Origin of the sequence: Lactonifactor sp. BIOML-A5 (assembly GCF_009677585.1) — a bacterium.
Lineage (GTDB): Bacteria > Bacillota > Clostridia > Lachnospirales > Lachnospiraceae > Lactonifactor.
Map to the genome: position 1 here is coordinate 221,161 of NZ_WKYV01000002.1, position 25,319 is coordinate 246,479.

The 25,319-nt window shown below is 47.1% G+C and carries 27 protein-coding genes; 11 read left to right on the plus strand and 16 right to left on the minus strand.

Going from position 1 to position 25,319, the window contains the following annotated elements; genetic code table 11:
- Positions 1–11: 11 nt before the first annotated feature.
- From GKG41_RS02445 to GKG41_RS02465, 5 genes are all read right to left on the minus strand, one after another.
- Positions 12–1,106, minus strand: a complete 1,095-nt coding sequence (locus GKG41_RS02445) for an NAD(P)-dependent alcohol dehydrogenase (RefSeq protein WP_154256890.1) — start codon at positions 1,104–1,106, stop codon at positions 12–14.
- Between the two features lie 232 nt (positions 1,107–1,338).
- The gene (locus GKG41_RS02450; RefSeq protein WP_154256891.1) at positions 1,339–2,061 is read right to left on the minus strand and encodes an ABC transporter permease; all 723 of its coding nucleotides are present in this window, start codon (positions 2,059–2,061) and stop codon (positions 1,339–1,341) included.
- Positions 2,061–2,903, minus strand: a complete 843-nt coding sequence (locus GKG41_RS02455) for an ABC transporter ATP-binding protein (RefSeq protein ID WP_154256892.1) — start codon at positions 2,901–2,903, stop codon at positions 2,061–2,063. Before GKG41_RS02455 ends, GKG41_RS02450 begins: the two co-directional genes overlap by 1 nt.
- Positions 2,904–3,051: 148 nt before the next feature.
- Positions 3,052–3,966: a LytTR family transcriptional regulator DNA-binding domain-containing protein gene (locus GKG41_RS02460; RefSeq protein WP_154256893.1), complete on the minus strand. Its 915-nt coding sequence runs from the start codon at positions 3,964–3,966 to the stop codon at positions 3,052–3,054.
- A 125-nt stretch (positions 3,967–4,091) separates the two neighbouring features.
- Positions 4,092–5,048: a diguanylate cyclase response regulator gene (locus tag GKG41_RS02465; protein WP_154256894.1), complete on the minus strand. Its 957-nt coding sequence runs from the start codon at positions 5,046–5,048 to the stop codon at positions 4,092–4,094.
- A gap of 163 nt (positions 5,049–5,211) precedes the next feature.
- Between GKG41_RS02465 and GKG41_RS02470 the strand changes: the two genes are divergently transcribed.
- Positions 5,212–5,517 carry a helix-turn-helix transcriptional regulator gene (locus GKG41_RS02470; RefSeq protein ID WP_154256895.1) on the plus strand — a complete coding sequence of 102 codons (306 nt, stop codon included), beginning with the start codon at positions 5,212–5,214 and terminating at the stop codon, positions 5,515–5,517.
- A 61-nt stretch (positions 5,518–5,578) separates the two neighbouring features.
- Here the strand turns inward: GKG41_RS02470 and GKG41_RS02475 are convergent, their stop codons facing one another.
- From GKG41_RS02475 to GKG41_RS02485, 3 genes are read right to left on the minus strand one after another with little or no spacing between them, the layout of a single operon-like run.
- On the minus strand, positions 5,579–6,190 hold the full coding sequence (locus GKG41_RS02475; RefSeq protein WP_154256896.1) for a manganese catalase family protein: 612 nt from the start codon (positions 6,188–6,190) through the stop codon (positions 5,579–5,581).
- The gene (locus GKG41_RS02480; protein WP_154256897.1) at positions 6,190–6,486 is read right to left on the minus strand and encodes a spore coat protein CotJB; all 297 of its coding nucleotides are present in this window, start codon (positions 6,484–6,486) and stop codon (positions 6,190–6,192) included. The genes GKG41_RS02475 and GKG41_RS02480 overlap by 1 nt, the downstream gene beginning before the upstream one ends.
- Complete coding sequence (locus GKG41_RS02485) at positions 6,479–6,670, minus strand: spore coat associated protein CotJA (RefSeq protein WP_072854642.1); 192 nt, start codon at positions 6,668–6,670, stop codon at positions 6,479–6,481. Before GKG41_RS02485 ends, GKG41_RS02480 begins: the two co-directional genes overlap by 8 nt.
- Before the next feature lie 406 nt (positions 6,671–7,076).
- Between GKG41_RS02485 and GKG41_RS02490 the strand changes: the two genes are divergently transcribed.
- The 10 genes from GKG41_RS02490 (at position 7,077) to GKG41_RS02535 (ending at position 18,504) form a co-directional block, all read left to right on the plus strand.
- Positions 7,077–8,267 carry a M20 family metallopeptidase gene (locus GKG41_RS02490; protein WP_154256898.1) on the plus strand — a complete coding sequence of 397 codons (1,191 nt, stop codon included), beginning with the start codon at positions 7,077–7,079 and terminating at the stop codon, positions 8,265–8,267.
- A 23-nt stretch (positions 8,268–8,290) separates the two neighbouring features.
- A complete protein-coding gene (locus GKG41_RS02495) occupies positions 8,291–9,106 on the plus strand; it encodes a DUF3100 domain-containing protein (RefSeq protein WP_154256899.1) in 816 nt (271 codons plus the stop codon).
- A gap of 18 nt (positions 9,107–9,124) precedes the next feature.
- The gene (locus tag GKG41_RS02500) at positions 9,125–9,601 is read left to right on the plus strand and encodes a hypothetical protein (RefSeq protein WP_154256900.1); all 477 of its coding nucleotides are present in this window, start codon (positions 9,125–9,127) and stop codon (positions 9,599–9,601) included.
- A 212-nt stretch (positions 9,602–9,813) separates the two neighbouring features.
- The gene (locus GKG41_RS02505; protein WP_154256901.1) at positions 9,814–10,698 is read left to right on the plus strand and encodes a MurR/RpiR family transcriptional regulator; all 885 of its coding nucleotides are present in this window, start codon (positions 9,814–9,816) and stop codon (positions 10,696–10,698) included.
- A gap of 233 nt (positions 10,699–10,931) precedes the next feature.
- Entirely contained in the window at positions 10,932–11,702 is a 771-nt protein-coding gene (locus GKG41_RS02510; protein WP_154256902.1) for an ABC transporter ATP-binding protein, read from the plus strand.
- A 15-nt stretch (positions 11,703–11,717) separates the two neighbouring features.
- A complete protein-coding gene (locus GKG41_RS02515) occupies positions 11,718–13,376 on the plus strand; it encodes an ABC transporter permease subunit (RefSeq protein WP_154256903.1) in 1,659 nt (552 codons plus the stop codon).
- A gap of 60 nt (positions 13,377–13,436) precedes the next feature.
- Positions 13,437–14,432 carry an extracellular solute-binding protein gene (locus tag GKG41_RS02520; protein WP_154256904.1) on the plus strand — a complete coding sequence of 332 codons (996 nt, stop codon included), beginning with the start codon at positions 13,437–13,439 and terminating at the stop codon, positions 14,430–14,432.
- A 58-nt stretch (positions 14,433–14,490) separates the two neighbouring features.
- On the plus strand, positions 14,491–15,588 hold the full coding sequence (phnW, locus tag GKG41_RS02525) for a 2-aminoethylphosphonate--pyruvate transaminase (protein ID WP_154256905.1): 1,098 nt from the start codon (positions 14,491–14,493) through the stop codon (positions 15,586–15,588).
- Positions 15,585–16,367: a phosphonoacetaldehyde hydrolase gene (phnX, locus tag GKG41_RS02530; protein WP_154256906.1), complete on the plus strand. Its 783-nt coding sequence runs from the start codon at positions 15,585–15,587 to the stop codon at positions 16,365–16,367. The genes phnW and phnX overlap by 4 nt, the downstream gene beginning before the upstream one ends.
- A 127-nt stretch (positions 16,368–16,494) precedes the next feature.
- The gene (locus GKG41_RS02535; protein ID WP_154256907.1) at positions 16,495–18,504 is read left to right on the plus strand and encodes an ATP-binding protein; all 2,010 of its coding nucleotides are present in this window, start codon (positions 16,495–16,497) and stop codon (positions 18,502–18,504) included.
- A gap of 10 nt (positions 18,505–18,514) precedes the next feature.
- Here the strand turns inward: GKG41_RS02535 and GKG41_RS02540 are convergent, their stop codons facing one another.
- The 8 genes from GKG41_RS02540 to GKG41_RS02575 form a co-directional block, all read right to left on the minus strand.
- Positions 18,515–19,147, minus strand: a complete 633-nt coding sequence (locus GKG41_RS02540; protein ID WP_154256908.1) for a nucleoside recognition domain-containing protein — start codon at positions 19,145–19,147, stop codon at positions 18,515–18,517.
- A gap of 58 nt (positions 19,148–19,205) precedes the next feature.
- Positions 19,206–19,559 carry a P-II family nitrogen regulator gene (locus GKG41_RS02545; RefSeq protein ID WP_154256909.1) on the minus strand — a complete coding sequence of 118 codons (354 nt, stop codon included), beginning with the start codon at positions 19,557–19,559 and terminating at the stop codon, positions 19,206–19,208.
- Positions 19,560–19,580: 21 nt separating this feature from the next.
- Positions 19,581–20,426 (minus strand): 16S rRNA (cytidine(1402)-2'-O)-methyltransferase, encoded by an 846-nt coding sequence (gene rsmI, locus GKG41_RS02550; RefSeq protein WP_154256910.1) that lies wholly within the window; start codon positions 20,424–20,426, stop codon positions 19,581–19,583.
- A 73-nt stretch (positions 20,427–20,499) separates the two neighbouring features.
- Complete coding sequence (locus GKG41_RS02555; protein WP_154256911.1) at positions 20,500–21,249, minus strand: tRNA1(Val) (adenine(37)-N6)-methyltransferase; 750 nt, start codon at positions 21,247–21,249, stop codon at positions 20,500–20,502.
- Positions 21,250–21,273: 24 nt separating this feature from the next.
- Positions 21,274–22,146 (minus strand): stage 0 sporulation family protein, encoded by an 873-nt coding sequence (locus tag GKG41_RS02560; protein ID WP_154256912.1) that lies wholly within the window; start codon positions 22,144–22,146, stop codon positions 21,274–21,276.
- A 2-nt stretch (positions 22,147–22,148) separates the two neighbouring features.
- Complete coding sequence (locus tag GKG41_RS02565) at positions 22,149–23,138, minus strand: DNA polymerase III subunit delta' C-terminal domain-containing protein (RefSeq protein WP_154256913.1); 990 nt, start codon at positions 23,136–23,138, stop codon at positions 22,149–22,151.
- A 113-nt stretch (positions 23,139–23,251) separates the two neighbouring features.
- Positions 23,252–23,839: a guanylate kinase gene (locus GKG41_RS02570; protein ID WP_154256914.1), complete on the minus strand. Its 588-nt coding sequence runs from the start codon at positions 23,837–23,839 to the stop codon at positions 23,252–23,254.
- Positions 23,840–23,875: 36 nt separating this feature from the next.
- Positions 23,876–25,306, minus strand: coding sequence for an aminotransferase class I/II-fold pyridoxal phosphate-dependent enzyme (locus GKG41_RS02575; protein ID WP_154256915.1), 1,431 nt, complete (start codon positions 25,304–25,306; stop codon positions 23,876–23,878).
- Positions 25,307–25,319 lie beyond the last annotated feature (13 nt).

Consider the following 25,319-nt stretch of genomic DNA (forward strand, 5'->3'; position numbering starts at 1 on the left):
CTTCCCCCTCTCTACATCTTCAGAACCGCCTTGATTACATCCCCATTATGGGAGTCGGCAAATGCTTTATTGATATCCTTAAAATCATAAAATTTTATCAGGCGGTCAAAGGGGAACCGGCCTTTTTTGTAATACTCTATCAGCTGAGGAATAAAGAGCTTTGGAATAGAATCCCCCTCTACAATTCCAATAAGGGATTTGGCATCCCCCATTAACTCCTGCTGCACGTTAATGGTCAGATCCCCCGTTGCCCCCAGAACCACGCAGGTCCCCATGAACCGCACACTTGCCAGGGCCTTTCTTACAAAGTCTCCCACCCCTGTAGTATCTATGCTGTAGTGTGTGCCTCCGTTGGTAATCCTCTTAACCTCTGCCACAATATCATCGCATTCTTTCCGGTTCACTGTATGAGTAGCCCCCAGCTCCAATGCCAATTCCAGACTTTTTTTATTGCCCCCCACGGCAATGATCTTGTCACATCCCGCTATTTTAGCAGCCATAATAGCGCTCATGCCCACTGTGCCGCAGCCAAATACCGCTATGCTGGATCCGAACGCCGGTTTCAGCCGGTTTAAAACCGCTCCTGCCCCTGTCTGTATTCCGCATCCCAGGGGTCCCAGCAGCGCCAGATCAATGGTATCGTCCGTAACCTTTATGGTACTGTTCTGATGTACGACTGCATAAGTGGCAAAGGATGACTGGCCGAAAAATGAAGAAAGCTCCACACCGTTCTGAGACAGGCGTCTGGTCCCGTCGGCCATAACACCCCCAAAGTTGATGGCATTAAAGTTTTCACAGGCATGCTGGTGAGCGGAAAGGCAATTTTCACAGTGTCCGCAGAAGCCAAAGGAAAAGCTTACCCTGTCACCCTTCCTAAACTCAGTGACACCTTCCCCCACATCCTCCACAATACCGCAGCCCTCATGCCCCAGAACAGCCGGAAGGGGAACGGGAATTCCCTGGTGCTGGGCCACCTCATCTGTATGACAGACCCCACTGGCCACTATTTTTACCAACAATTCACCCGCTTTTGGTCCGGACAGTTCCACTTCTTCTATCTGGAAAGGCTGGCCGGCTTCATGTACAACTGCCGCTTGTATTTTCATACGCAATTACCTCCTGGTTCGTTATAATAGATACTCTATGCCGCTTTCTCAATTATATTTAGTATATATTGCACAACACATAAATTCCATTTCCCAAAAGGACATATATACTTTAACATATGTCCCTTTCTGAAAAGAACACCCGGACGAGGAGCTTTGCCCGTGCACTTATAAAGGGCAGTCCCACGAACGCTATCTGGGACTGCCCTTACGGCCGGTATCCGTTATACCTTTAATTATCTATATTCTTCTTTTTATAAAAATATCCAAATAATATAACTGCGGCTACCAACCAGACCAGGATAACTGCAAAAGCCAGTACTGTACTGCCCCCAAACCTTCCCTGTACCAAATTATAATATACCTGAAGCATTGCCCCGAGAGGTGTGATCCTTGCCAGAAATGTCAAAACCGCACCCGATGCCATAGCCGGGGGAACCAGAAAAAGAAGCATAACAGGGATCTGTAGAACGCTGCAGCTCATCTGATCCCTGCTGAGCAGGCCGATAAGAGCACTAATCATAATCACACAGCAGGACCCAAGCAGAGAGGCAAAAATGTACACGGGCATATGCCCCGTTGGCTCCCCTGAGATCAAAAAGATAACCACATTCCCCAGAAATGTGACGCACACAGCCACCAGGATTTTGGATAAAAAGAATTCCATAGCGCTTACATTAGACAGAATCAGTGTTCTCAAGGTAAACTTTTCCTTCTCCTCAGCCACAGAGGTAGATACAATCAACACGCCTGACATACTGCAGTTCATAAGCAGCCCCAGATTCAGAAGGAATACCGAGACCTCTTCTATAGCCAGGTTGGGGCCCACCACATACTTATACAGCAATACAAATGCTACGGGCAGAAGCACACTGGCAGAAATGGCCGGATTTTTTACAAAATCCATCAGATCCTTTTTATACAACGCTCTAAGCTTTCTCATAGATATACTCATTAAAATTCCCTCCCTGTCAGCAGTAAAAATATTTCCTCCAAATTCGGCTCCTGGGAATGTACGGTAAGACAGCGTCCCTGCTCCAGCAATTCACGGATCCGCTCCCCGCCTTCCCGGTTTTTGGGATATTTCAGTGTCTCCCGATCCGTGGTCAGCACCTCTATCTCGTCCCTGGCATATTCCAGCTTCAGTTCCCGGGGACTCCCTCCCGCAATCAGCTTTCCCTGATTCAGAATCCCGATTCTGCTGCACAGTTTATCTGCCTCTTCCATATTATGTGTAGTTAAAAAGATAGTAGTCCCCTGCTGGTTGAGGTGCCTTAGCATCTTATGTATCTCCTGGATCGTGGCGGGATCCAGACCGCTGGTAGGCTCGTCTAAAAACAAAAGCTCCGGCTTGTGCAGAAGAGAAGCTGCCAGAACCGCCCTCTGCTTCATACCCTTGGAACACTTTTTCAACAGAGTCTTCCTCTGATCATAGAGCCGCACATTCTCCAGGGTATCCCTCACACTGTTCTTTGGTACGTTGCGAAGCGCCGCAAAAAAGTTCAGGTTCTCCTCTATGGTCATTCTTTCATATAAACCGCTGGTATCAGACAAGATACCGATGCGCTCATAATCCTCTCTCTCCACTTTATCGATCTCTTTTCCAAGGATCCGAATCTCCCCGGACTTTTTCAGCAGCTGTTTTGTCAGCAGCTTCATGGTAGTGGTCTTCCCGGCTCCGCTTGGGCCTAAAAACCCAAACACTTCACCAGACATCACCTGAAAGCTGAGATGGTCCAGGGAAAAGCTGCTTCCAAAATCAAGACACACATCCTCCAGATATATCATTTCCTTCATCTTGCTGTCCTCCTTGTTCTGTTTTGTGTCCATTATGCCACAGCACCCGGGAAATGCAATACCATCCGCTTATTCAGCGCCTTTGCCGGACCAAAAGAAACGAAAATCTGACGAACGGAGCCACAGCAGGGACGAACGGAGACAAAAATCACCAGTGAAATGTCGTTTTCATCTCCTCTATCCGCCCCTTGGATAGTGGAATCTGACTGCGCTCCTTATTGTTCAGAATAAGAACATAGCTATTCTTCGTCCACTTTTCAAACCGCTCTGCCTTCTGAATATTCACAAGATAGGATCTGTGGCATCTGAAAAATCCTGCTTTCTTCAAAGCCTCCTCCAGTTCATACATGGGCAGCTGTGTCTGATACAGAGTCCCTCTGACAGACAGATAACTGCATTTATTCATACTCTCCACATAATCAATATCTCTGGGTTCAAAGAGCAACGTACTGTTTCCTGATTTCGCGGGAATCTTCAGTATCTCCAGTTCTTCCTCCGGGGCCTCCGATTCCTCTCCGTCCTGCTCCACCTCGCAGAATTTACCATCCTCAACGTAAAAGGCAGTACCGGGCATCATAAGCGCATACCTCAGGGAGGAATTGACAGTAACAAACTGCGCGCCTGCCTCCCATCGCTCTTCAATCCAGCGGAGGATCTTTCCCATGGCTCCCTCATTCAAGTTTGTCAGCGGCTCCGCAAGAAAATACAGCTTTGCATTTTGCATACTCACCCGGGCAAGCTGAATCTTTGTATATTCCCCCGGTCTGAGAGACCTGATCTTCGCCTTACGGATGTCCCTCAGGTCAAAATCCTCCAGTATGTCCTCCACCGATCTCGTCTCTCCGAATAAGCTGTGGAAAAATCTGATATATTCCATGACCGTCTGTCGTTCGTATCCTTTGTCCTGAAAGGTAAGAAATGCCGTATCGGCCGCCTCCCAGTGCGCTCTTATATATTGAAATATATCCTCTCCCATCTCCTGGTTGCATTCCAGGTGAATACTCCCATGAGCGGGGATACCTTCCAGGAATTCAGGAATAGAGTCATATATTTTAGTGTCCAATGTACTGTGCCTCCTCCTAACATATTTGAGAAAAATTTTACTATATTATGATGGCTTTGTCCATGTAATACACCAAAACAGGCCTGTAAGTATCAGCCAAATGATACTTACAGGCCTGTTTCCATCTAACATCCGTCTGATCCATCCACCTTTGATACCGAAGACCGGAACGGACATTGATGAAAGCTCTCCTCATACAGAATACAGCGGGTTTTTCCCATATTCTTGGCCTGGTACAATGCCTTGTCCGCCTTGTCAAAGAGAACCCTGTATTCTGTCCCGTCCCTGGGAAATACTGCAATTCCCACGCTGCTGCTTACTTTGTGCTGTCCCTGGACATCTGCAAATAAAGAACAGATATCCTGCATTCTTTCTCTGGCATCTTCAGGTGAAAGGATATGTCTGAGAAGAATCACAAATTCATCCCCTCCTACCCGGCCAATGATATCCTCTTTGCGGATATTCCGCTTTAGGCACAAAGATACTGCTGCCAGAACTTTGTCACCAACGCTGTGGCCAAAGACATCATTGATATTTTTAAAATTATCGATATCCATCAGACACACAGCCGTTAATTCCGATTCCCTCTTCAGTATCTGACGTGTTTTCTCTTCCAGTGCGCGGCGGTTCAGCAGCCTTGTAAGAGGGTCCGTGGAAGCCTGGATTTTTAGTTTTTCCGTTTCTGTTTTTTGAGCATTCATGTGGGTCAGATTCTCAAGTCTCCTTTTTACCAGGCGGGGATAAAAAGGCTCCTGAAGAATATCAGAAACCCCAAGAGAGAGCGCCCGATCCAGCTTATCCAGCTCTATATCCTTCATAATCCCAACCACAGGAACCAGCTCAGTAAACCCAGACTGTCTGATTTTTTCCATAGCGTCCCATCCCCCTGCAGCGTCTTCTGAAAAGTCCAGCAGAAGAGCAGATATCCCAAGTCCATAAGTATCCAGAAGGTCCAGGGCAGCCTGACCGCAATTTGTTTCCAGAACTTCAAAAGAGACCTGGCATATGGCACGCAGGTTTTCCATTCTATTTCGGTTGTTCGTAGCAATAATGATTCTGCTTCTTTTTCTTTCAACTCCCATTTTCTATAATCCTGTCTGCGCAGACCAGCCTCCCCTTGATCCGCATGTATTTTAAAATACTGGTAATAAATATACTCGTAATAATTATACGATAATTATTATTATTTTACAACGATATTTACAAGTATAATTTACGATATAACTTAGCAAGGACGGTGATTATTTGGATATATTAGGAAAAATTTCCCAATTACGGGAAGAGCGGCACTGGACAGAGTATCAGCTATCTGTGAAGTCTGGTCTCCCGCAGTCCACCATATCTTCCTGGTATCGAAAGGATATACTTCCCTCCGTATCGTCCCTGGAGAAAATATGCAACGCCTTTGGCATTACCCTCTCTCAGTTCTTTTGGGATGGCTGTGAATCAGTAATACTCTCCCCTATGCAGAAAGAATTGCTGAGACATTGGAACAGATTGAATAAGGAACAGCAAACATCACTTTTAAACTTACTGTCTACCTTTACGTAAATGGTATAAAAAGAGAACCCGGCACATTCCCACTGTATCTGCCGGATTCTCTTTTTACTATTTACTGCCGCAGCAGCTGTTTATCGAATTCAGGGTTAAAGAAATAATAGTTTCTCTCATCTAGCTTTCTCTTCGTCTTCTCGAGAGCCTCACCGAATCTCTGGAAGTGTACTACTTCTCTGGCTCTCAGGAACTTAATGGGATCCCGCACCTCAGGATTCTGAACTACTCTTAAAATATTATCATAAGTGGTTCTCGCCTTTTGCTCAGCTGCCAGGTCTTCAAACAAGTCTGTAATAGCATCTCCCTTAGACTGGAATTCACAGGCATTAAAAGGAATTCCCCCTGCCGCCTGGGGCCAAAGTCCGGAAGTATGATCAATATAATAAGCGTCAAAGCCCGCTGTTTTGGCATCTTCTATACTCATATCTTTCGTCAGCTGATAGATAATAGCACTGACAATCTCCATATGGGCAAGCTCCTCTGTTCCTATATCTGTGAGCAGGCCCGCAACCTCTCTGCATGGCATGGTATATCTCTGGGAAAGATATCTCATAGAAGCCGCCAATTCCCCGTCCGGTCCGCCGAACTGGCTGATGATCAGCTGGGCTGTCTTCGGACAGGTTTTTGATATTTTGACAGGATACTGAAGCCTTTTTTCATAATTCCACATTAAATATGCCCTCCTTCCCAAGGTGTTGGACCGTCAACCCAGGTAAAATGCCGCTGGCCGGAGTAATTGCAGAAATCCTGAGAGGCTCCGTGAGAGTCCACACAGACACAGTCAACGGTTAACGGTTCAAACTGCTGTTCATACTCCTGCATAAGCTGCTTTCTTCTATTTTTGCTCTGTTCAAAGAGTTCCAGAGCCTGCTCATCCAGGGGATGTGTATCCAGATAGAGGGTGACATCATTCATTACAAAGCTGATATCATTCAATTCATTTAAAAGCGCTGTTCTGTCAAGCATGGCTTTCACCTCCAGTAATATAAAATGGCAGGTCCAAATCGGCAAAAATTGTGCCTTTTTTCAGAGCTGTTGAAGGATCATAGATCTTTCCCCAGCTCTGGACCGGCACAGATGCCATGGCCAGGATACAGGTACACTCCTGCTGAAAATCACTGCTTTGGGTTCCGTGGCAGGTACATTCCATATCGTATTGCTCCTTTCATTTGTAAAATAAGAACACCGAGGTTCAATTATAGTATGTGTGAGTTGCCGCCGAATTACGTTAGTTCTTAAATTGTAATTCTGGGAGATAAAGGATTCCAATTTTAATGATTTATTTTCCACTTGCTGGTGAACTTTTTTATACTTTTTTAATAAATATGTTGTTTTTATAAAATTTTTCTCAAAAAGTGTTAAATCGGTAAAAAAAAGTCAAGATTGGCTATTACCTTTTTTATTGTACTATATGAAAATAAATATATATATTTTCTGTTTATTTAGTAATCTATCCAAATTCTCTCATATATCAATTATACTTTAGATTATTTTCTTTATAATAAGCAGAAAACACAGGAAAATCCCTCAAATATTTATTACCGAAAGGAGCAGCTATGAACGATATCAGTATCAGAATCAAAGAACTGATGGAAGAAATGAGCCCGCAATTTATCGAAACCTTCCGTCATCTGCACAAGAACCCTGAGCTCAGTTTCCAGGAGTATGACACTACCGAGTACATCCGCGCCATACTCCGGGAACTGGATATTAAGATACTGGACATAGGACTTGAAACCGGTGTCGTGGGACTGCTGGAGGGCAAAGAACCCGGCCCCTGCATTGCACTTCGCGCAGATATCGACGGTCTTCCCATCCAGGAGGAGTCCTCAAGCAGTTATCCCTCAGAGCGCCCCGGCAAGATGCACGCCTGCGGCCACGACACTCATACCGCCTCTCTTTTAGGAGCGGCCCGCCTGCTGGCATCTGTGAGAGAGAACTTAAAAGGCTCGGTAAAGTTTTTCTTCCAGCCTGCGGAAGAAGTAAACCTGGGAGCGAAAAAGTTGGTTGCCCTGGGATGTATGGAGAACCCCCACGTCGACGCTGTCTTCGGCATGCACAATGAACCTCATGTCCCCTACGGATGTGTTGCTGTAAAAAAAGGACCCCTTATGGCCTCTGTAGACAGAATCAATATTAAGATTACGGGCAAGGGCGGCCATGGAGGAATGCCTCAGAAAAATATTGACCCCATTGTTGTGGCAGCCGCCATTATCCAGTCCCTCCAGACTATCGTCAGCCGTAATGTCAGTCCCATTGACTCCTGTGTGGTATCCATCTGCAACGTAAAGGCCGGTGAGGGTACAGTAAATAACGTAACGCCTGAGGAAGTCAGAATGTACGGCACCGTAAGAAACTACAGCCAGGATGTTCAGCACTATGTGGAGCAGAGAATCCGGGATATTGTGGAACAGGTATCCGCAGCTTACGGAGCCAAAGGCGAGCTGGAATACATATATGAACTGGCGGTCACTGATAACCACGAACAGTTATTTGATATTGCAAAAGATGCCGTAGAATCCATCGGCGCAGAAGTATTTGATCCTATTCCCGTTACAGGGGGAGAAGATTTCTCCGAATATATGAAATATGCCCCCGGTTTTCTCTATTGGCTGGGTGTAAGAAATGAGGAGGAGGACTGTATCTATCCATGGCACAGCCCCCACTTCAAGGCCGATGAGCGGGCTATCGTAATCGGAGCCGGCACCTATGCCATGGCTGCTGTAAAAGCCATGGAAAAATTCTAATTTCTGCACAAAGGAGGATATATATGAATAAGTTCAAAGAAATCTTTTCCAGCTGGAAGCTTCTTATCACCGTACTGGTGATCGTTATGATATCTGAAAAAATAGGCCTGCTTAAAATTCCTATCGGATCCGGCAGCATTATGTTCCTGCCCCTTCTGTACGCTATGGCTCTGGGGCTAATCCTGTACCTGGCAAAGCCTGTAAAGTGGGTAAATAAAGAGCAGACCTCCATGGCTGATAAATTTATCGTAATCGGTATCTCTGTATTTATAGCCAAAGTCGGCGTCCAGAGCGGCGCTGCCATTGAGGCCGTGATCAAAGCCGGCCCCGCCCTGATTCTCCAGGAGCTGGGAAACCTGGGAACCATTCTCGTTGCGCTTCCCTTCGCACTGCTCCTGGGATTCAAGCGCGAGGCAGTTGGTATGACACACTCTATCGCCAGAGAGCCTAACGTGGGATTTATCGCATCCAAATATGGACTGGACTCAGCCGAAGGCCGCGGGGTTATGATTATCTATATTGTAGGTACTTTGATCGGTACGATCTTTATGGGGGTTATGTCCAGCGTTCTGGCCTCCTTTACCCCTCTGCACCCCTTTGCCATTGCCATGGCAACCGGTGTGGGAAGCGGAAGTATGATGGCAGCCGCCTCAGCTCCCCTTGTCTCCATGTTTCCTGATATGGCAACAGAAATTACAGCTTACGCCGCAACCAGCAACCTTCTCTCCACAGCCGACGGTATCTATATGACCATGTTCATAGGACTGCCTCTGTGTAATTTCCTGTACAGAAAACTAGAACCGGTGCTGGGCAAAAACAGGAAAGTGAAAACCAACTAGACAAAGGAGGAACAAACGATGGAAAAAGCAAAAAAAGGTCTCACCTTAGATACATTTTTAGAATACTGTCTTATCATGCTACTGATCACAGCCATTGCTTATATCGGGAACTGGATCTACAGCGATTTCGGCCTCATGGAGAGCCTTCCCGGGATCCTGATTCTCCTTGCAATTGCCTTTGTGGGCTATACGCTCTCTGAGCTTATCCCCTTTAACATTCCTTCTGTGGTGTATATCAGTATTGTGGGCCTGTTGGTTGCCATGCCTGTCAGCCCTTTAAGCGAAATGGTTGTTGCCTATACCGGAAAAGTGGAAATGCTTCCTCTTGCCACTCCTGTCCTTGCCTTTGCCGGCGTTTCCATGGGGAAGAGCTGGGCAGAATTCAAGAAAATCGGCTGGAGAGGCATCCTGGTGGCAGCACTTGTTATGATCGGTACCTTTGTGGGATCCGCAGTGGTCGCACAGGTTATCTTAAGTATGACGGGTATCATATAATCTCCCCTTCATATATTTTTACTGGTTTGAAAGCAGCGGAACCCTGTCTCGGGCTTCCGCTGTTTTCTATGCATCCTAAGGAAGACTTTACAAACATTTTACATCCTGTTTTTTGCCGCTCCTTTATAATAAGAATTAGATATGTAACATTTCAGCTTATAGAAAGGAAAGGAGATTCTGTAGCAATACTACATCCGCTGCAGAGACCGTATATGAATAGAAAAAATACAGTTCGATTTATAATAGAAAGCAGTTTCTCTTCTTTAAGGCCCTCGGAGCAGAAAGCCGGGCAATATGTTCTGGACCAGGAGGAGGATATTTTGGGGCTTTCCCTGGCCGATGCTGCCCGCAACGCAGGAGTGAGCCAGCCTACGGTAATACGTTTTGTAAAGGCCCTTGGGTTTTCAGGCTATAAGGAATTCCAGTACGAGCTCATAAAAGACCGGGCCAGAAAAGAGGAAAAAGAAGAGCAGACTCCGGATGTCCGGGCTATGTACGGATACCGGGTTACTGCCTCCGATTCAGTACAGGATGTTCCTGGAAGAATAATCGCCACCACCATTCAGAGTCTGGAGGATACCCTGAAGTTTATCTCCGGGGATACCCTAAGGCATGCCGTGGATGCCCTGGTCAGCGCCCGCAGCATCTCCATCTTCGGCGTGGAGAACTCCCTGGCAACCGCTAAGGACCTCTGTACCAAGCTCTTATATCTGGGGCTTCCCTGCCATTCCTTTGATGACTATTATCTTCAGAGAATTGCTGCCAGCAACATGGGCAAAGAGGATGTTGCCATAGGAATCTCCTATTCCGGCAGCTCCCGGGATACGGTAGATGTGATGCGCACTGCAAGAAAAAGCGGAGCCAGGACAATAATTATGACAAACTTCAGGAATTCTGTAATTGAAAAATACGCAGATCTCCTGCTCTGCACATCTAATGAACAGCTTCTGTATGGGGACGCCATATTTTCCAGAACCACCCAGTTAGCCCTGGTGGATATGCTCTATCTGGGAATTATAGTAAGCGATTATAACCGTTTTGCCGGCAAGCTGGATAAAAGCAGCCGGATTATCAGTGATAAGGCATATAAGTCCTGAACAGGGGGGGCGGGTATTCTGTAGAAATACTACCGAATATCCGCCCCCTGCCGCTTTCTTCTTTTACATTCTCTTAACCTAATTTTGAACTGCATTTCATTGTTATTCTCCATCCCCATTGCTATAATGACCATGTTCCAGACGGGAACGAAATTCACAGAATCTCTAACGGGCATCCATAAATGCCCGCCAGAACAAGTACATAGCTTATGCAAAGAAAGGAAGTAGAGATCATGCTGCAATTACAACATGTGAAAAAATCATATGACAAAACACCTGTCTTAAAAGACATTTCCCTGGATATCCGGGACGGAGAAATTGTATCCATCCTTGGTCCCTCTGGCTGCGGAAAGACTACTCTGCTGAATCTCATACTGGGAATTACAGATGCCGACAGCGGGTCCATCCTGTTTGATGGAAAGGATATTACCCGTGAACCCATGGAAAAGAGAGGCTTCAATATTGTATTTCAGGACTATGCTCTTTTTCCCAATTTGAATGTATATCAGAACATCACTTACGGGCTAAGAAACAAACCGGAAATTTCCACCCGAGAGGAAGTGGACGAACTGGTTGAACTCCTGGGCCTGGAGGAACATCTGCGCAAACGGATCGATCAGCTCTCCGGGGGACAGAAGCAGAGGGTTGCCCTGGCCCGCACCATGGTGATGAAGCCCAAGATTCTGCTTCTGGATGAACCTCTGAGTGCCCTGGACGGCGTCATTAAGGAGTCAATTAAGGAGCGTATAAAAACCATTGCCAAGGAGTACCATCTGACCACGATTATTGTCACCCATGACCCGGAGGAAGCCTTAACCCTTTCCGATCGGGTGCTGATTGTAAATGAAGGTATGATTTCCCAGTACGATAAACCCTGTGAAATCATACATAAACCTAAGAATAATTTTGTAAAAACCTTCATCCTAAACCAGCTGGAAATCAAACGAAATAATATCTATTCCTTATTTGAAGAAACCGTTGCGGCAAACGGAATGGCTTTTTAAGGGCGGAGAAGAAAAATGAAACATAAAAACAAAGAAATAAAAGTTATTTTTGCTTTCCTCGCCCTTATGTTTGCTGTCTTTCTGGCACTCCCCATGGTGCGCCTGCTGTTAAAATCTTTCTTGGGGGACAGCGGATTTTCACTGGAAAGCTACCTCTCTTTATTTGCATCCAGAGGATTCGGGAAAGCTTTGGGAAACAGCTTTCTTGTGGCTTCTGTCAGCGCCCTGACTACCACAGCCATTGCCTTCCTTTTGGCCTACACCATTCATTACACCAACGTATCAGGACGGGCGAAATCCCTGATACGGGGAGCTGCGCTGCTTCCCATGCTTCTTCCAACCATAACCTACGGATTTTCCATAATTTATTCCTTTGGAAAACAGGGACTTCTCACCCGTTTGTTTGGACGGCAGCTCTTTGATATCTATGGTTTTAACGGGCTGCTGCTGGGGTATGTGATCTATACACTGCCCATCTCCTTTCTGCTGATAAACAACACCATGGGGTATATCGATAAAAAATACATGATCGTTTCCCGTATTATGGGGGATAACGGGCTTTCTGCCTTTATGATGACCATTATCCGCCCTCTTTTGGGAACGCTGGCAGCTTCCTTTATCCAGTCCTTTTTTCTGTGCTTCACCGACTTCGGGATTCCCGCTTCCGTGGGAGGAAAGTTTCAGGTCATTGCCGGCGTACTGTACAACGAAATGCTGGGGAGTGTGCCTGACTTTAATAACGGGGCAGTTGTCGCCATGGTGATGCTGATTCCCTCTGTGGCCAGCATTTTAGTACTGCAGTATCTGGAACGGTATAATGTACGATACAGTAAGATTTCGGTCATAGAACTACATAAAAACAAGGCCAGGGATTGGGTGTGCGGCATCCTCAGCACTCTGATTATAACCGGAGTCCTGTCAGTCTTTGCTGTTATCTTTGTGGTTCCCTTTGTCTCAGAATGGCCTTATGAAATACGTTTTACCTTAGAGCACGTGACCGCTGTATTTGCAGACGACGCCCTGTTCGGTGTATGTAAAAACTCCCTGTTTACCGCTATTGTCACGGCCGTTTTCGGTACTCTGGCTGCCTACGGCGCCGCTCTGGTCACTGCCAGAAGCACCGTAAATAAGAAGCTTAAGAATATTATTGAGGGGATTGCTCTTATCACCAACACCATCCCCGGCATGGTAATCGGTCTGGCCTTTCTGTTTAGCTTCTCCGGAACTGCTGTTCAGAACACATTTTTCATTATCATTGCATGCAACGTTATTCACTTTTTCTCTACCCCCTATCTGATGATGAAAAATTCTCTCGCCAAGATGAATGCTTCCTGGGAAACAACGGCTATGCTTATGGGGGACAACTGGGTAAAGACGATTCTCCGGGTAGTCACTCCCAACGCGGTGTCCACCATCCTGGAGGTATTCAGTTACTACTTCGTAAATGCAATGGTAACCATCAGTGCAGTCATCTTTATCGCAGGGGCCAGGACTATGGTGATTACAACAAAGATTAAAGAATTACAGTACTACAATAAATATAATGAAATCTTTGTGCTGTCTCTACTGATCCTCTTTACCAACCTGGCCGCAAAGTCTCTGTTTCAGTATCTGGCCAACCGGAAAGAAAAAACTGCTGGGTCAAAATCCAGAACAGTGAAAATAGCACAGTGATTTTTAATAATTATGAAAATGATTTATTGACACTGAGAAGTAAAAGGAGGAGAATACATTATGAAAAACACAAAAAAATTACTATTGTTAGGTTTAGCGGCATCTCTGGGAATCAGCACAATACTAGGCGGATGCAGTGGCAGTTCAGATAAAGATAAGATTGTAATCTACTCCAATGCTGATGATGAAGCGATCACTGCCATGAAGCATGCGTTGGATAACAACGGATTTAAGGATCAGTACATACTGCAGTCCTTCGGGACTTCTGAGCTGGGAGGCAAGCTTCTGGCTGAGGGCTCCAATATTGAGGCTGACCTGGTTACTATGAGCACCTTCTATTTAGAAAGTGCCCAGGAGCAGAATAAGATGTTCAAAGACCTGGATTTTGATGTTCAAACGTTAGACACGTATCCTTCTTACTGCGCTCCCATTACTGCACAGGAGGGTGCTGTCATTATCAATACGGAAATGATGAAAGACAATAATCTGCCTGCCCCGGCCTCTATAAAGGACCTGGCCAATCCGGAATATAAAGATATGGTTTCTGTCACAGATATCAATTCTTCCTCCACAGCATGGCTTCTGATTCAGGCCCTGGTATCTGAGTACGGAGAAGACGGAGCCAAAGATATACTGAAGGGGATCTATAAGAACGCAGGGGATCACATCGAAGACTCCGGTTCCGCACCCCTGAAAAAAGTCAGAGCCGGAGAAACCGCCATCGGTTTCGGACTGCGCCATCAGGCGGCAGCCGACAAGGAGTCCGGACTGCCTGTGGATTATATAGATCCGGCAGAGGGGAACTTCTCTCTGACCGAGTCAGCTGCGGTTTTAGACAAAGGAGCAGACAGCAAAGAGACTGCCATGGATATGGCAGAGTGCATCATTAGAAATGCAAGAGAAGAGCTGCTGACTGCCTACCCCATCCCTCTCTACGAGGGAGAAACCGATGGTGCTGCAGACAAATCCGGCAATCCCAAGGTTTTCAGTGAACCATTAACCGTAGAGCTGCTTAAGCACCATCAGGAGCTTTCTGACAGCTGCAAACCAGAATAAAGGATAACTCCTCCGGGAAACCGGAGCTGGAAAAATATATGTTACAGGAGAAGACAAAATGAAAAACTACAAATTACTCACACCCGGTCCTCTGACCACAACAGAAACTGTGAAAAAGGAGATGCTGTTTGACCACTGCACCTGGGATGATGACTACAAACAAATTACCCAAAGTATCCGCAGACAGCTCCTCTCCCTGGCCCATGTATCCGGGGAGGACTACACTGTAGTGCTCATGCAGGGCAGCGGCACCTTCGGCGTTGAATCCGTGCTCACCAGCGTGACCGGTGACCATGACCGCCTTTTAATCGCGGCAAACGGGGCATACGGGGAACGTATGGCTGATATTGCAGCCCATGCCGGGATCCCCTTCCTTCTATACAGCCAATCCTACGATAAAGTTCCGGATCCGGAGGAGATCGGGGTGCTGCTGGAACAGAACCCGGATATTACCCACGTGGCCATGGTGCACAGCGAAACCACTTCTGGAATTCTCAATGATATTGCCTCTGTAGCAAAGGTAGTAAAGGGTGCGGGGAAAACTTTTATCGTGGACGCCATGAGCAGCTTCGGAGGCGTGGACATTCCGGTAGGAGATCTGGGTATTGATTTTCTGGTAAGCAGCGCAAACAAATGTATTCAGGGTGTTCCGGGATTTTCTTTTATTATCTGTAACCGGGAAAAGTTAATAGAAAGCAAAGGTAAGGCAAGAAGTCTTTCTCTGGATCTCTATGACCAGTGGGAGACTATGGAAAAGGACGGCAAGTGGAGGTTCACATCTCCCACCCATGTGGTTCTGGCATTCTCTCAGGCGCTGAAGGAGCTGGAACAGGAGGGGGGAATACCAGCCCGCAGCAGACGGTATGAAGAGAATAATCATCTGCTGATTCAGAGAATGAAGCAGCTTGGGATCGAGCCCTATATCGGGAACGGCCATCAGGGCCCTATCATTACCACCTTCTTTTATCCGGAGAATCACAGCTTCTCCTTCCAGGAAATGTATCAGTACATAAAAGACCGTGGTTACGCCATCTATCCCGGGAAAGTAACAGAAGCGGAAACCTTCCGTATCGGGAATATTGGCGAGATCTATAAAGAAGACATTAACCGTCTATGCGATATTCTGGAATCATTTTTGAAGGAGAAAGGCTTATGAAGACGTGTGAATTGGTAATTTTTGACTGGGCAGGAACCACCGTAGACTATGGGTGTTTTGCACCGGTTCAGGCATTTGTAGAGGTATTTAAGCATTTCGGGATTGACCCCACTATGGAAGAAGTGAGAAAACCTATGGGAATGCTGAAGCGGGACCATATAAAAACCATGCTTGCCATGCCCAGAATCCAGGAGCTGTGGCTTCAAAAAAATGGGACGGCTTCTGGGGAATCGGACATCGATGAAATGTACGGACTTTTTGAGGAAAAACTTATGAGTATTCTCTCAGATTTTTCTTCCCCAAAACCCTATGTCTTAGAAACAGTTGCAAAGCTCAGGGAGATGGGAATTTCTATTGGTTCAACCACAGGTTATACCGATGAAATGATGTCCATTGTGACAAAGAAAGCTGCCCAACTCGGGTACGCGCCGGACGCCTGGTTCAGCCCAAACTCTGTGAATAATATGGGACGACCCTACCCGTATATGATTTACCGCAACATGGAGCAGTTCCGGGTACACGCTGCCGATCGTGTGGTAAAGGTGGGGGATACTGTCTCTGATATCAGAGAAGGTAAAAATGCAGGTGTATACACCATAGGGATCATTGAGGGAAGCTCTGAAATAGGGCTCACCCAGGAGGAATACCAAACACTTCCCCTCTCACACCGGGCACCTTTGATACAGAAGGTGAAGGCCCGCTATCTTGAGGCAGGAGCTGACGCAGTGATTATGAATATGTCCGGGCTGATTCCTCTGCTGGAGTCAATTTCTGAGTAAAAGCCGGTACATGTCTGCAGGGACAGGGATGCAAATCCCTGTCCCTGTTGCGTTTTCTACCTATTATGTGCTAAAGTTATAAGAGCAGCAGATTAAGCACTGCACCTAAGGGAAAGGAACTTGGTTTATGATTAGAAAATTTCAGGATGTTAGTATGATACAAAGCGTGCTCCATGAGGCTATGACAGGCCTTTGGATTATAGAGCTGGAAAATGATCTGCCGCCCCGCATGTATGCGGATCCCACGATGCTGGAGCTTTTAGGCCTGGAAGAGGAACCCTCTCCGGAAGAATGCTACTGCGCATGGTATGATAATATCTCAGAGGACTACAGAGCCATTGTGGAGCAGGGAGTAAACGAAATCCTGCTTAAGGGAAGGGCTGAGGTTCAGTATTGCTGGAAGCATCCACTTCTGGGTGAGATATTTGTCCGATGCGGAGGTGTCCCGGACCACACCTTCAAAAATGGTGTCTGCCTCCAGGGATATCACCAGAATATTACGGATACCGTTATGCTGAGAAAAGAAAAGGAACAGCTGGAGGAACTGAATCAGGAAATTATCGGCTCCCTTTACGACTTGTTCTTTGCTACCTACCGTATGGATTTAAACACCTGGAAGATTCAGACCATCCAGTCCACAGAATGTACGCAGCATCTGCGGGCGGAAAATATTCATTATTCCGAATTTTTACAGTGGGTACTGCCGTTTATCCATCCGGACGACCGGGATGCTGCAGAAAAAGATTTTTCCCTCTTACACTTTCAGAAGCTGATCCATGATGGACTGGACCGCTTCACCGGAGAGTACAGGGCCAGGTTCAAAGAAGAGTACCGCTTCATCTCCTGTACGGTCTATTTTGGAAAAGGAGTGCCTGCTCCGACCTGGGCGATCCTGGCACTTCAGGATATCCACGAGCAAAAACTCCGGGAGGCTGACAGCCGAAAAGCCCTGACGGACGCCTATGAGATAGCACAAAAGGCCAATAATGCCAAGAATGATTTCCTGTCCAAAATGTCCCATGATATCCGCACCCCCATCAATGCCATAGTCGGCATGACTACTCTGGCAAATCTGAGAGCAGACGACAGTACCTATGTGAGAGAATGCCTTGACAAAATAGCTGTATCCAGTGAGCTGCTTCTCTCTCTGGTCAACGAAGTCCTGGATATGAGCCGGATTGAGAGCGGACATTTTGAACTTTCAGCAGAACCCCTGCACCTTCCCGGTCTTGTAGATTCCGTACTCTCTGTGGTCCGGCCTGCCATAGATGAAAAAATGCAGCATCTGAGCGTAATATACAAGGACATTGCTCACCCGGAAGTCCTGGGCGACCGTCTCCGGCTTCAGCAGATTTTACTGAATATCCTGACAAATGCCAATAAATATACACCGGAAGGCGGGTCTGTAACCGTCTGTCTCACGGAACGGCCTACCGCCTCCACGCAGTTTGCAGGCTTCTGCATTTCTGTCAGAGACACCGGAATCGGCATGTCTGAGGACTTTCTCCCCCATCTGTTTGAGCCTTTTGCCCGGGAGTCAGACTCCAGAACCAGCAAGAACCCCGGTACCGGACTGGGAATGGCAATTACCAAAAGTCTCCTGGAGATGATGAGCGGCTCTATAGAGGTGGAAAGCTGTCCCTCAAAGGGGAGCTGTTTTACCATTACCTTTGATCTTTTATTGCCAAGTAAGCGCAAGAACACTTCCTCCTGCGAGAACGGTCCGGAAGAGCCCCCGGATATCAGTGAACTGCATCTGGATGGGCACCGCATATTGCTGGCAGAAGATAATGAACTGAATATGGAGATTGCCAAAGAGCTTCTGGAATTATCGGGAGCTGCGGTGGAAACGGCCTGTAACGGTGAACAAGCTTTTACTATGTTTCTGAATTCTCCCTCACAATATTACGATATTATTTTTATGGACATCCAAATGCCTGTGATGAATGGTTATGAGTCCTCCAAAGCCATACGCAGCCTGTCACGGCCGGATGCCGGGCAGATACCTATCATAGCCCTGACTGCCAATGCCTTTATTGACGACATTATTCTGGCCCGAAATGCCGGTATGAATGAACATGTCAGCAAGCCGGTACAGCTGGAGCAGCTGGCCAGAGTGCTCAACAGTTATCTTTAAAGTCCCGGGATTACCCTCCGGCGCCTGACCATCTGTCCTTTACCTTGCAGAACAATACCCCTACTGCAGTGCTGATCAGGGTAGCCACAATGGCCGGGCCTACGATTCCTGTAGGATTTACACTTCCGTACTGGCTGCGGTAGGCTATGATATTGACCGGAATCAGCTGCAGGGATGAGATGTTGATAATTAAGAAGGTGCACATCTCATTGCTGGCAGTTCCCCTGGCTGCTGCCCTCACCCGCTTTTCCGGCCGGGGGGATTCTCTGCGTTCCTCCTCCAGTTTGGCGAGCTCATCCATGGCTTTGAGACCTGCAGGTGTAGCTGCCCAGCCCAGTCCCAGAAAGTTAGCTATCATGTTGGCGGAGATATACTCCATGCACTTGTGCCCCTCAGGAATTCTTGGAAATAGGAAACGTAAAACAGGACGCATTTTCCGGGTCATCCCGTCAATGAGTCCTGATTTTTTTGCAATTTCCATGATTCCCACCCACAGCGCCATAATTCCGGCCATGGTGATACACAGAGTAACCGCTTCCTTTGCAGAGGAAAGAGCGGCGTCCGTTACTTCGGCCATTCTCCCGGTCATCATGCCGTAGGTAATCCCAATAAGTATCATGGCTCCCCATAAAATATTTAACATAGGCCTTCTCCTCATGTTTTTTATACTATATGAGGACAGGTAATGAATTATTCGTTATTTATGAATTCAGGGCGTCCAGCCCCTCATCATCTGTACTGATACGTATGACACGGCTTACATCATATACAAAAATCTTTCCCGCGCCGGTCTCACTGGTCTTCAGCACCTTTTTTGTCACATCTATGACCTCGTCTACCTTATCCCCGGGGACAATCACCTCTACCTTAATTTTTGGCAGAAGATCCACTTCCACTTTGTCATCGCTGTAATACCGAACAGTACCTCCCTGAAGGCCATTTCCGTCCACTCTGGTTACCGTCATTCCTGAAAGCCCTACTTCCTTAAGCGCCCTTCTCAGATCCGTCAATTTCTCCGGATTAAATATTATCACTACATTACTGATCTGTCCCATGTGTTTCCTCCTTGCCTTTGGCTACTCACAATTTAACAGTTCCTGATAAATCTCTCTCTTGCTCACTCCCCGATCCTTGGCCACCAGCTTCATCGCCTCCTTACGTGTATGCCCCCGGGTTTCATACAGTTCCATATGCTCTTTCAGAGGCATACGGCTCCATTCCTCCTGGGACTCCTGCTCCATCTCCCGGCGGCTTCTGCCCTCCAGAACAATAACACATTCGCCCCTGGGCTCCGTTGTATGGTAATACTCCACAGCTCCTTGCAGAGTCGCAGAGTATGCTGTTTCGTGCTTTTTCGTCAATTCCCGGCAGATAGTAACCTTCCGGTCCCCCACCGCCTCTAAAAGCTCCTCCAGGGTACGCACCAGTCTGTGGGGTGCCTCATACAGAATACACGTCCTTGTCTCCGTCTTCAGCTCCTCCAGCACAGCCTGCTTCTCCTTTTTATCCCCGGGAAGAAAAGCCTCAAAAGCAAATCTTCTGGTGCCAAGGCCAGAAAGGGTAAGCGCCGTAATACAGGCACAGGCCCCGGGCAGAGAAGTAACCTCTATTCCCGCCTCATAGCACATAGCCACCAGCTCCTCGCCCGGATCGGATATCCCCGGTGTTCCCGCGTCAGTAATCAAGGCCACATTAATCCCCTGCTCCATCTGGCTAATCAGGTAGCGGCCCTTGTCAATCTTATTATATTCATGATAGCTTGTCATTGGGGTCTGAATCTCAAAATGATTCAACAGTTTTACACTGTTTCTGGTATCCTCCGCCGCTATCAAATCCACTTCCTTTAAAGTACGCAGGACCCGAAGCGTAATATCCTCCAGATTCCCTATTGGTGTGGCACATAGGTATAGCTTGCCTTTCATAAATACTCTCCTTAAAAGGGACAGGGCAGTTCCATTTTGGGACACCCCTTCCCCATTCTGGGACGTGTTCTTTTTAAAAAGAACACGTCCCACTTTCATAAATTTCCATCGTTTGCCTGGTATACACCCCCGGCTTTTCATAAATAATCAGAGGCGGCTCCACCTTTATCCTGGAATTCCCCCTCAACACCCCTTCTATCAGCACCAGATTGGGTTCCTTGTCCAGATATGGATGCACCAGCTGCATCCGCTTGGGCTCAAGGTGGTATTTCATCATTGTACCCATTATCTCAGCCAGCCGGAACGGGCGGTGTACCATATAGAATCTGCCTTTGCTTTTCAGCATTTTAGCTGCCTGTCCAACCACATCCTCCAGGGTACAGAGCATTTCATGTCTGGCAATGGTCTTGGCCGTATTAGCATTCTGCAGTCCATGGGAGTGGATCATATACGGGGGATTACTGGTCACTACATCAAAAGAGGCCGCCCCAAATATGGTCGCGGCCTCTTTGATATCTCCGGTAACAATAGAAATTGTGTCCTCCAAATGGTTGTACGCCACGCTTCGCCGCGCCAGTCGGGCGCTCTCCTCCTGAATCTCCAGTCCGGTATAATGGGCTCCCTGGGTGTGGGCCTTTAGCAATATGGGTATAATCCCATTGCCGCAGCCCAGATCCAGCGCCTTTTCCCCCTGCCTCACCTTTGCAAACCAGGAAAGCAGTACCGCATCAATACCGAAACAGAATCTTCCGGGGTCCTGTATGATTTTGTAACCATTTTGAAGGTCATCTAAACGTTCTCCATCTAATAACGCTGCTGTCATCCAGCTCGTTCCTTCCTGTCTGATCTATTTTTCCAATTCTTCCAGAGCTTTTAATTCTTCCTCTGAAATCTTAACCTTCTTATGCTTGGGTTTAAACTTCAGTTCTTCAACCTTATACTCCCGAATCTCTTTTTCATCATTCACATCCACAATCACCTTCACCAGCTGACGCAATACACTGACACTCTGAACCTCGCCCCGGAGTCCCTCCGGTGTAGTTACCGTGTCCCCGGTGCCCGGAAGTCTGCGGTTCAGCTCCTCATAGGTCTCCTGCTCATTTTTCAGGCAGCACATAAGTCTTCCGCATACCCCGGATATCTTTGTGGGATTCAGGGATAAATTCTGTTCCTTCGCCATCTTGATGGAGACCGGCGCAAATTCTGAGAGATACGTATGGCAGCACAGCGCCCGGCCGCAGATCCCAATCCCCCCCAGTATCTTGGTCTCATCTCTGACTCCAATCTGGCGTAGCTCGATTCTTGTCTTAAAGACAGCCGCCAGATCTTTTACCAGCTCCCTGAAGTCAATCCTTCCATCCGCTGTAAAATAGAACAGTACCTTATTATTGTCAAAGGTATACTCTACATCTATCAGCTTCATCTCCAGGTTATGTGCCTGAATCTTTTTCAGACAAATCTGGTAAGCTTCCTTCTCTTTTTTTCTGTTCTTCTCCTCTTTCTCCGTATCCTTTTGGGTAGCCACACGGATCACTTCCTTCAGAGGCTGGATTACTTTGCTGTCCTCCACATCTCTGGGAGAAAGCACGACCGAACCGTACTCTACACCTCTCGCGGTCTCCACAATTACATGGTCTCCCGCTTTTATGTCAAATCCTTTGGGGTCAAAATAATATATCTTCCCCACATTCCGAAAACGAACTCCTATTACTCTTGTCATGTTTAATTCTCCCTGATGGTAAGGAACAGCAGCTCCATAACCAGTTCAAAGTTTACATTGGCATTCAGCCGCACCTTAGCAGTCTCAACGGCATTGATAATTGTCTCAAGACCTTCATAAGAACTTTTTCTGGCCCGTTCCTTAATATAATTAATCTCCTGGCGGAACACCAGGCTGTCTACCTCCCGGGTAGCTTTAAATAAAAGTACATCCCTAAACCACAGCAAAAACAAATCCAGATATTCATAGATCGTATTCTTTTCTTGGGTAAGAGACTTAATGGTGTCAATCAGATCATTGAGCTCCATCTCTTCCGCATGCCTGAGAATCTTAAGGGCAGACTCTGTCATCTCATTGAACTCCTCCGAGGAGGCAATCTGCTCTGCCTTTCCCACATTCCCCTGGGCAAAAGAAACACACATATCCGCCTGATAATCCGGAATATGAAGCCGTTCCATTAGGTAAGTCTTAATAAGATTATCCCCTACCGCCTTGAGATTAAGCACAACACAGCGGGACAAAATAGTTGGCAGGAGAGCACTGACATTATTCACCAGCAGCATTACCACCCCATAGGACGGCGGCTCTTCTATTGTTTTAAGAAGAGCATTCTGTGCCTGAGCCGTCAGCTTTTCCGCATCATTAATAATGTATATCTTATAGGGACTGGCATACGGCTTAATCTGAATATCCCCGATTACCTGTTCACGTATATCTTCTATACTAATTGTATTCGGCTTCTCGTGAGTTACATTAATGATGTCAGGCTGATTTTTGCTGAGTGCCTTCTTACAGGAAGCGCATTCCAGACAAGGCTCTATTCCTCTCTTTTCACACTGTAATGTCATGGCAAATAAATTAGCCAGAAGCTTTTTCCCGGATCCTGTCTCCCCGGCAAAAATGTAAGAATGAGATACCTTATTCATAGCCACCGCATTCTGTAAATGCCGGATAATCTCTTCGTGCCCTAAAACCTCTTCAAACCCTTGCATATAACTCACCTCTATCCTTCGCAGTTTAAATCCTTTTGGATCCCGGACGCTGTATGTCCGTTGTAGCCATTATAGCATAAATTGTTTTCAATATACAGACTTAATCTCACAACTCACCGCAATTCATACAAATACTCTCTGATTTCCTCCAGGCAGTCCTCTAATACCTCATTGCGGAATCTTTTTCCAATACCTGCTTTCTGGATATTCTCCTCAGAAAAGTCCTCCGCATCTGCCAGAAAGCGCCTGCAGAGTTCCCCGTACCTGGGTTCCTCCTGCTTTTCTTCCCGCTTTATAGCCCTTTTCAGGCGCTCTCCATCCTCTACTTCTATATAAATGGGACACATAACCCCTTCTCCGAAATACTCTCTCATCCTATTATAGGACTCCAGAGTACCTATCCCCAGATAGCTGCTGCTGTCCAAATCAACCTGCCCGTCATCTGCGGTAAAATAACTCCAGATCCCATGGACTGTCCGGTAATCCCTAAGCTCAATAATCTTACCTTCTCTCTTCCACTCCTCCAGCCTCTCCGGTGTCACAAAGTGATATTCTCTTCCCTCCTGCTCCCCCATGCGGATCGGTCTTGTGGTATACAATACAATAGGCCTTAGCCTAAGCACCTCATCCTCCAGCAGCCTTTCATATATTGTATCCTTCCCTGAGGAACTCTTTCCCATAATGTAAAAAATCTTTCCCATCTCTGCTCCCTGCCATCCTCTTAGATATCTGTAACTCTACTGGCAAACCACTTGTATCCTCTGGTTTGTATAATCAGCGGGCCCCTGGAGATCAAGCCCCATATTCTGATACTCCCGCACCTCATCTATCAGTCTCTCTGTAATCATCTCCCCGGGAACCAGCAGCGGTATGCCGGGAGGGTACAAGTACAGGTATTCCCCTGAAATTCTTCCAGGACTCTCCCATAATACTACCGGTTTCCTATCCCGTTCCAGGGCATCCGCAATGGTCAGCCTCTGCTCTCCGTAATTCCAGTACCCGCAGTATCCACATCCATGTTCAGAATCATCCGCCTTATCCACATTTTGATCAATTTCCTCCAATGCTGTGGATAACCGCTCATAACCCAGAGCAGTATCCATAATGCTTGTCATTCCCAGCACATAATCCCTGGCAGCCATCTCCATAGGCAGATGATACTTATCTAATAAAATAGAATATAATTGCGCTCCCGTCAAGCGGCAGCCTTTGGTAGATATTAGAAGCTTTGAAGGGTCCATGGCATAAATTCCGTGTGTCCCCTCAAGACTGCGAGGAACCAGCTTCAAATTTTCCAAAGATTCCAGACGCTTCCGGTGTACTTTCAAAAGCCCCGCATACTCTTCAAACAGCCGCTCTCCATCATCTGTTACCAGGCCCAGTCCATACTCTATGCTTGCCATCAATACATAGGAAGGACTGCTGGTCTGATAAATTCCCAGAAACCGTTCCAACGCTTCCCTGGGGACTCTTTGGCTTCCCAAATGTACCAGTGCAGTCTGAGTAAGACAGGGCATGGTCTTGTGCAGGCTCTGTACCGTCAAATCTGCCCCGCAGGCCAGGGCCGGTTCCGGAAAGTAGGGATGAAATCCCAGGTGTGCCCCATGCGCCTCATCTACCAGAAGCGGTATTTTGTATCTGTGGACAATCTCACTGATCCCCCGAATATCAGATACTACTCCGTCATACGTAGGTGAGGTAAGGATCACAGCCTGAGTCCCGGGATTGGCCGCCAGCTTCTCCTCTACCTCCCGGCAGGTAATCCCCCCATTCAATCCGTATCGGTGTTCCGGCTCCGAGTCCAGGTAGACCGTTTGGAGTCCCCGCAGATAAGCGGCATGGTACACGGATTTGTGGCTGTTGCGGGCCATAAGAAGGGTTCCTCCCGGGGTAGTACAGGCGGAGATCCCACTCAGAATCCCGCCAGAACTTCCATTTACGCAGTAATAGGTTTTCTCTGCTCCATAGAGACACGCCGCCCGTTCCTGGGCATCCTTTAAGATTCCCTCAGGGTGATGGAGATTGTCAAATCCTTCAATCTCCGTGATGTCGATAGAAAAAGGACTACTAAAAGTCCCCTTCCCTGCGCGCCTCTTATGGCCGGGCATGTGAAACGGGTAGTAATCCTTAGTACTGTATGCGTTCAGTAATCCGTCTAATCTTTTCATATGCTATGCTTCC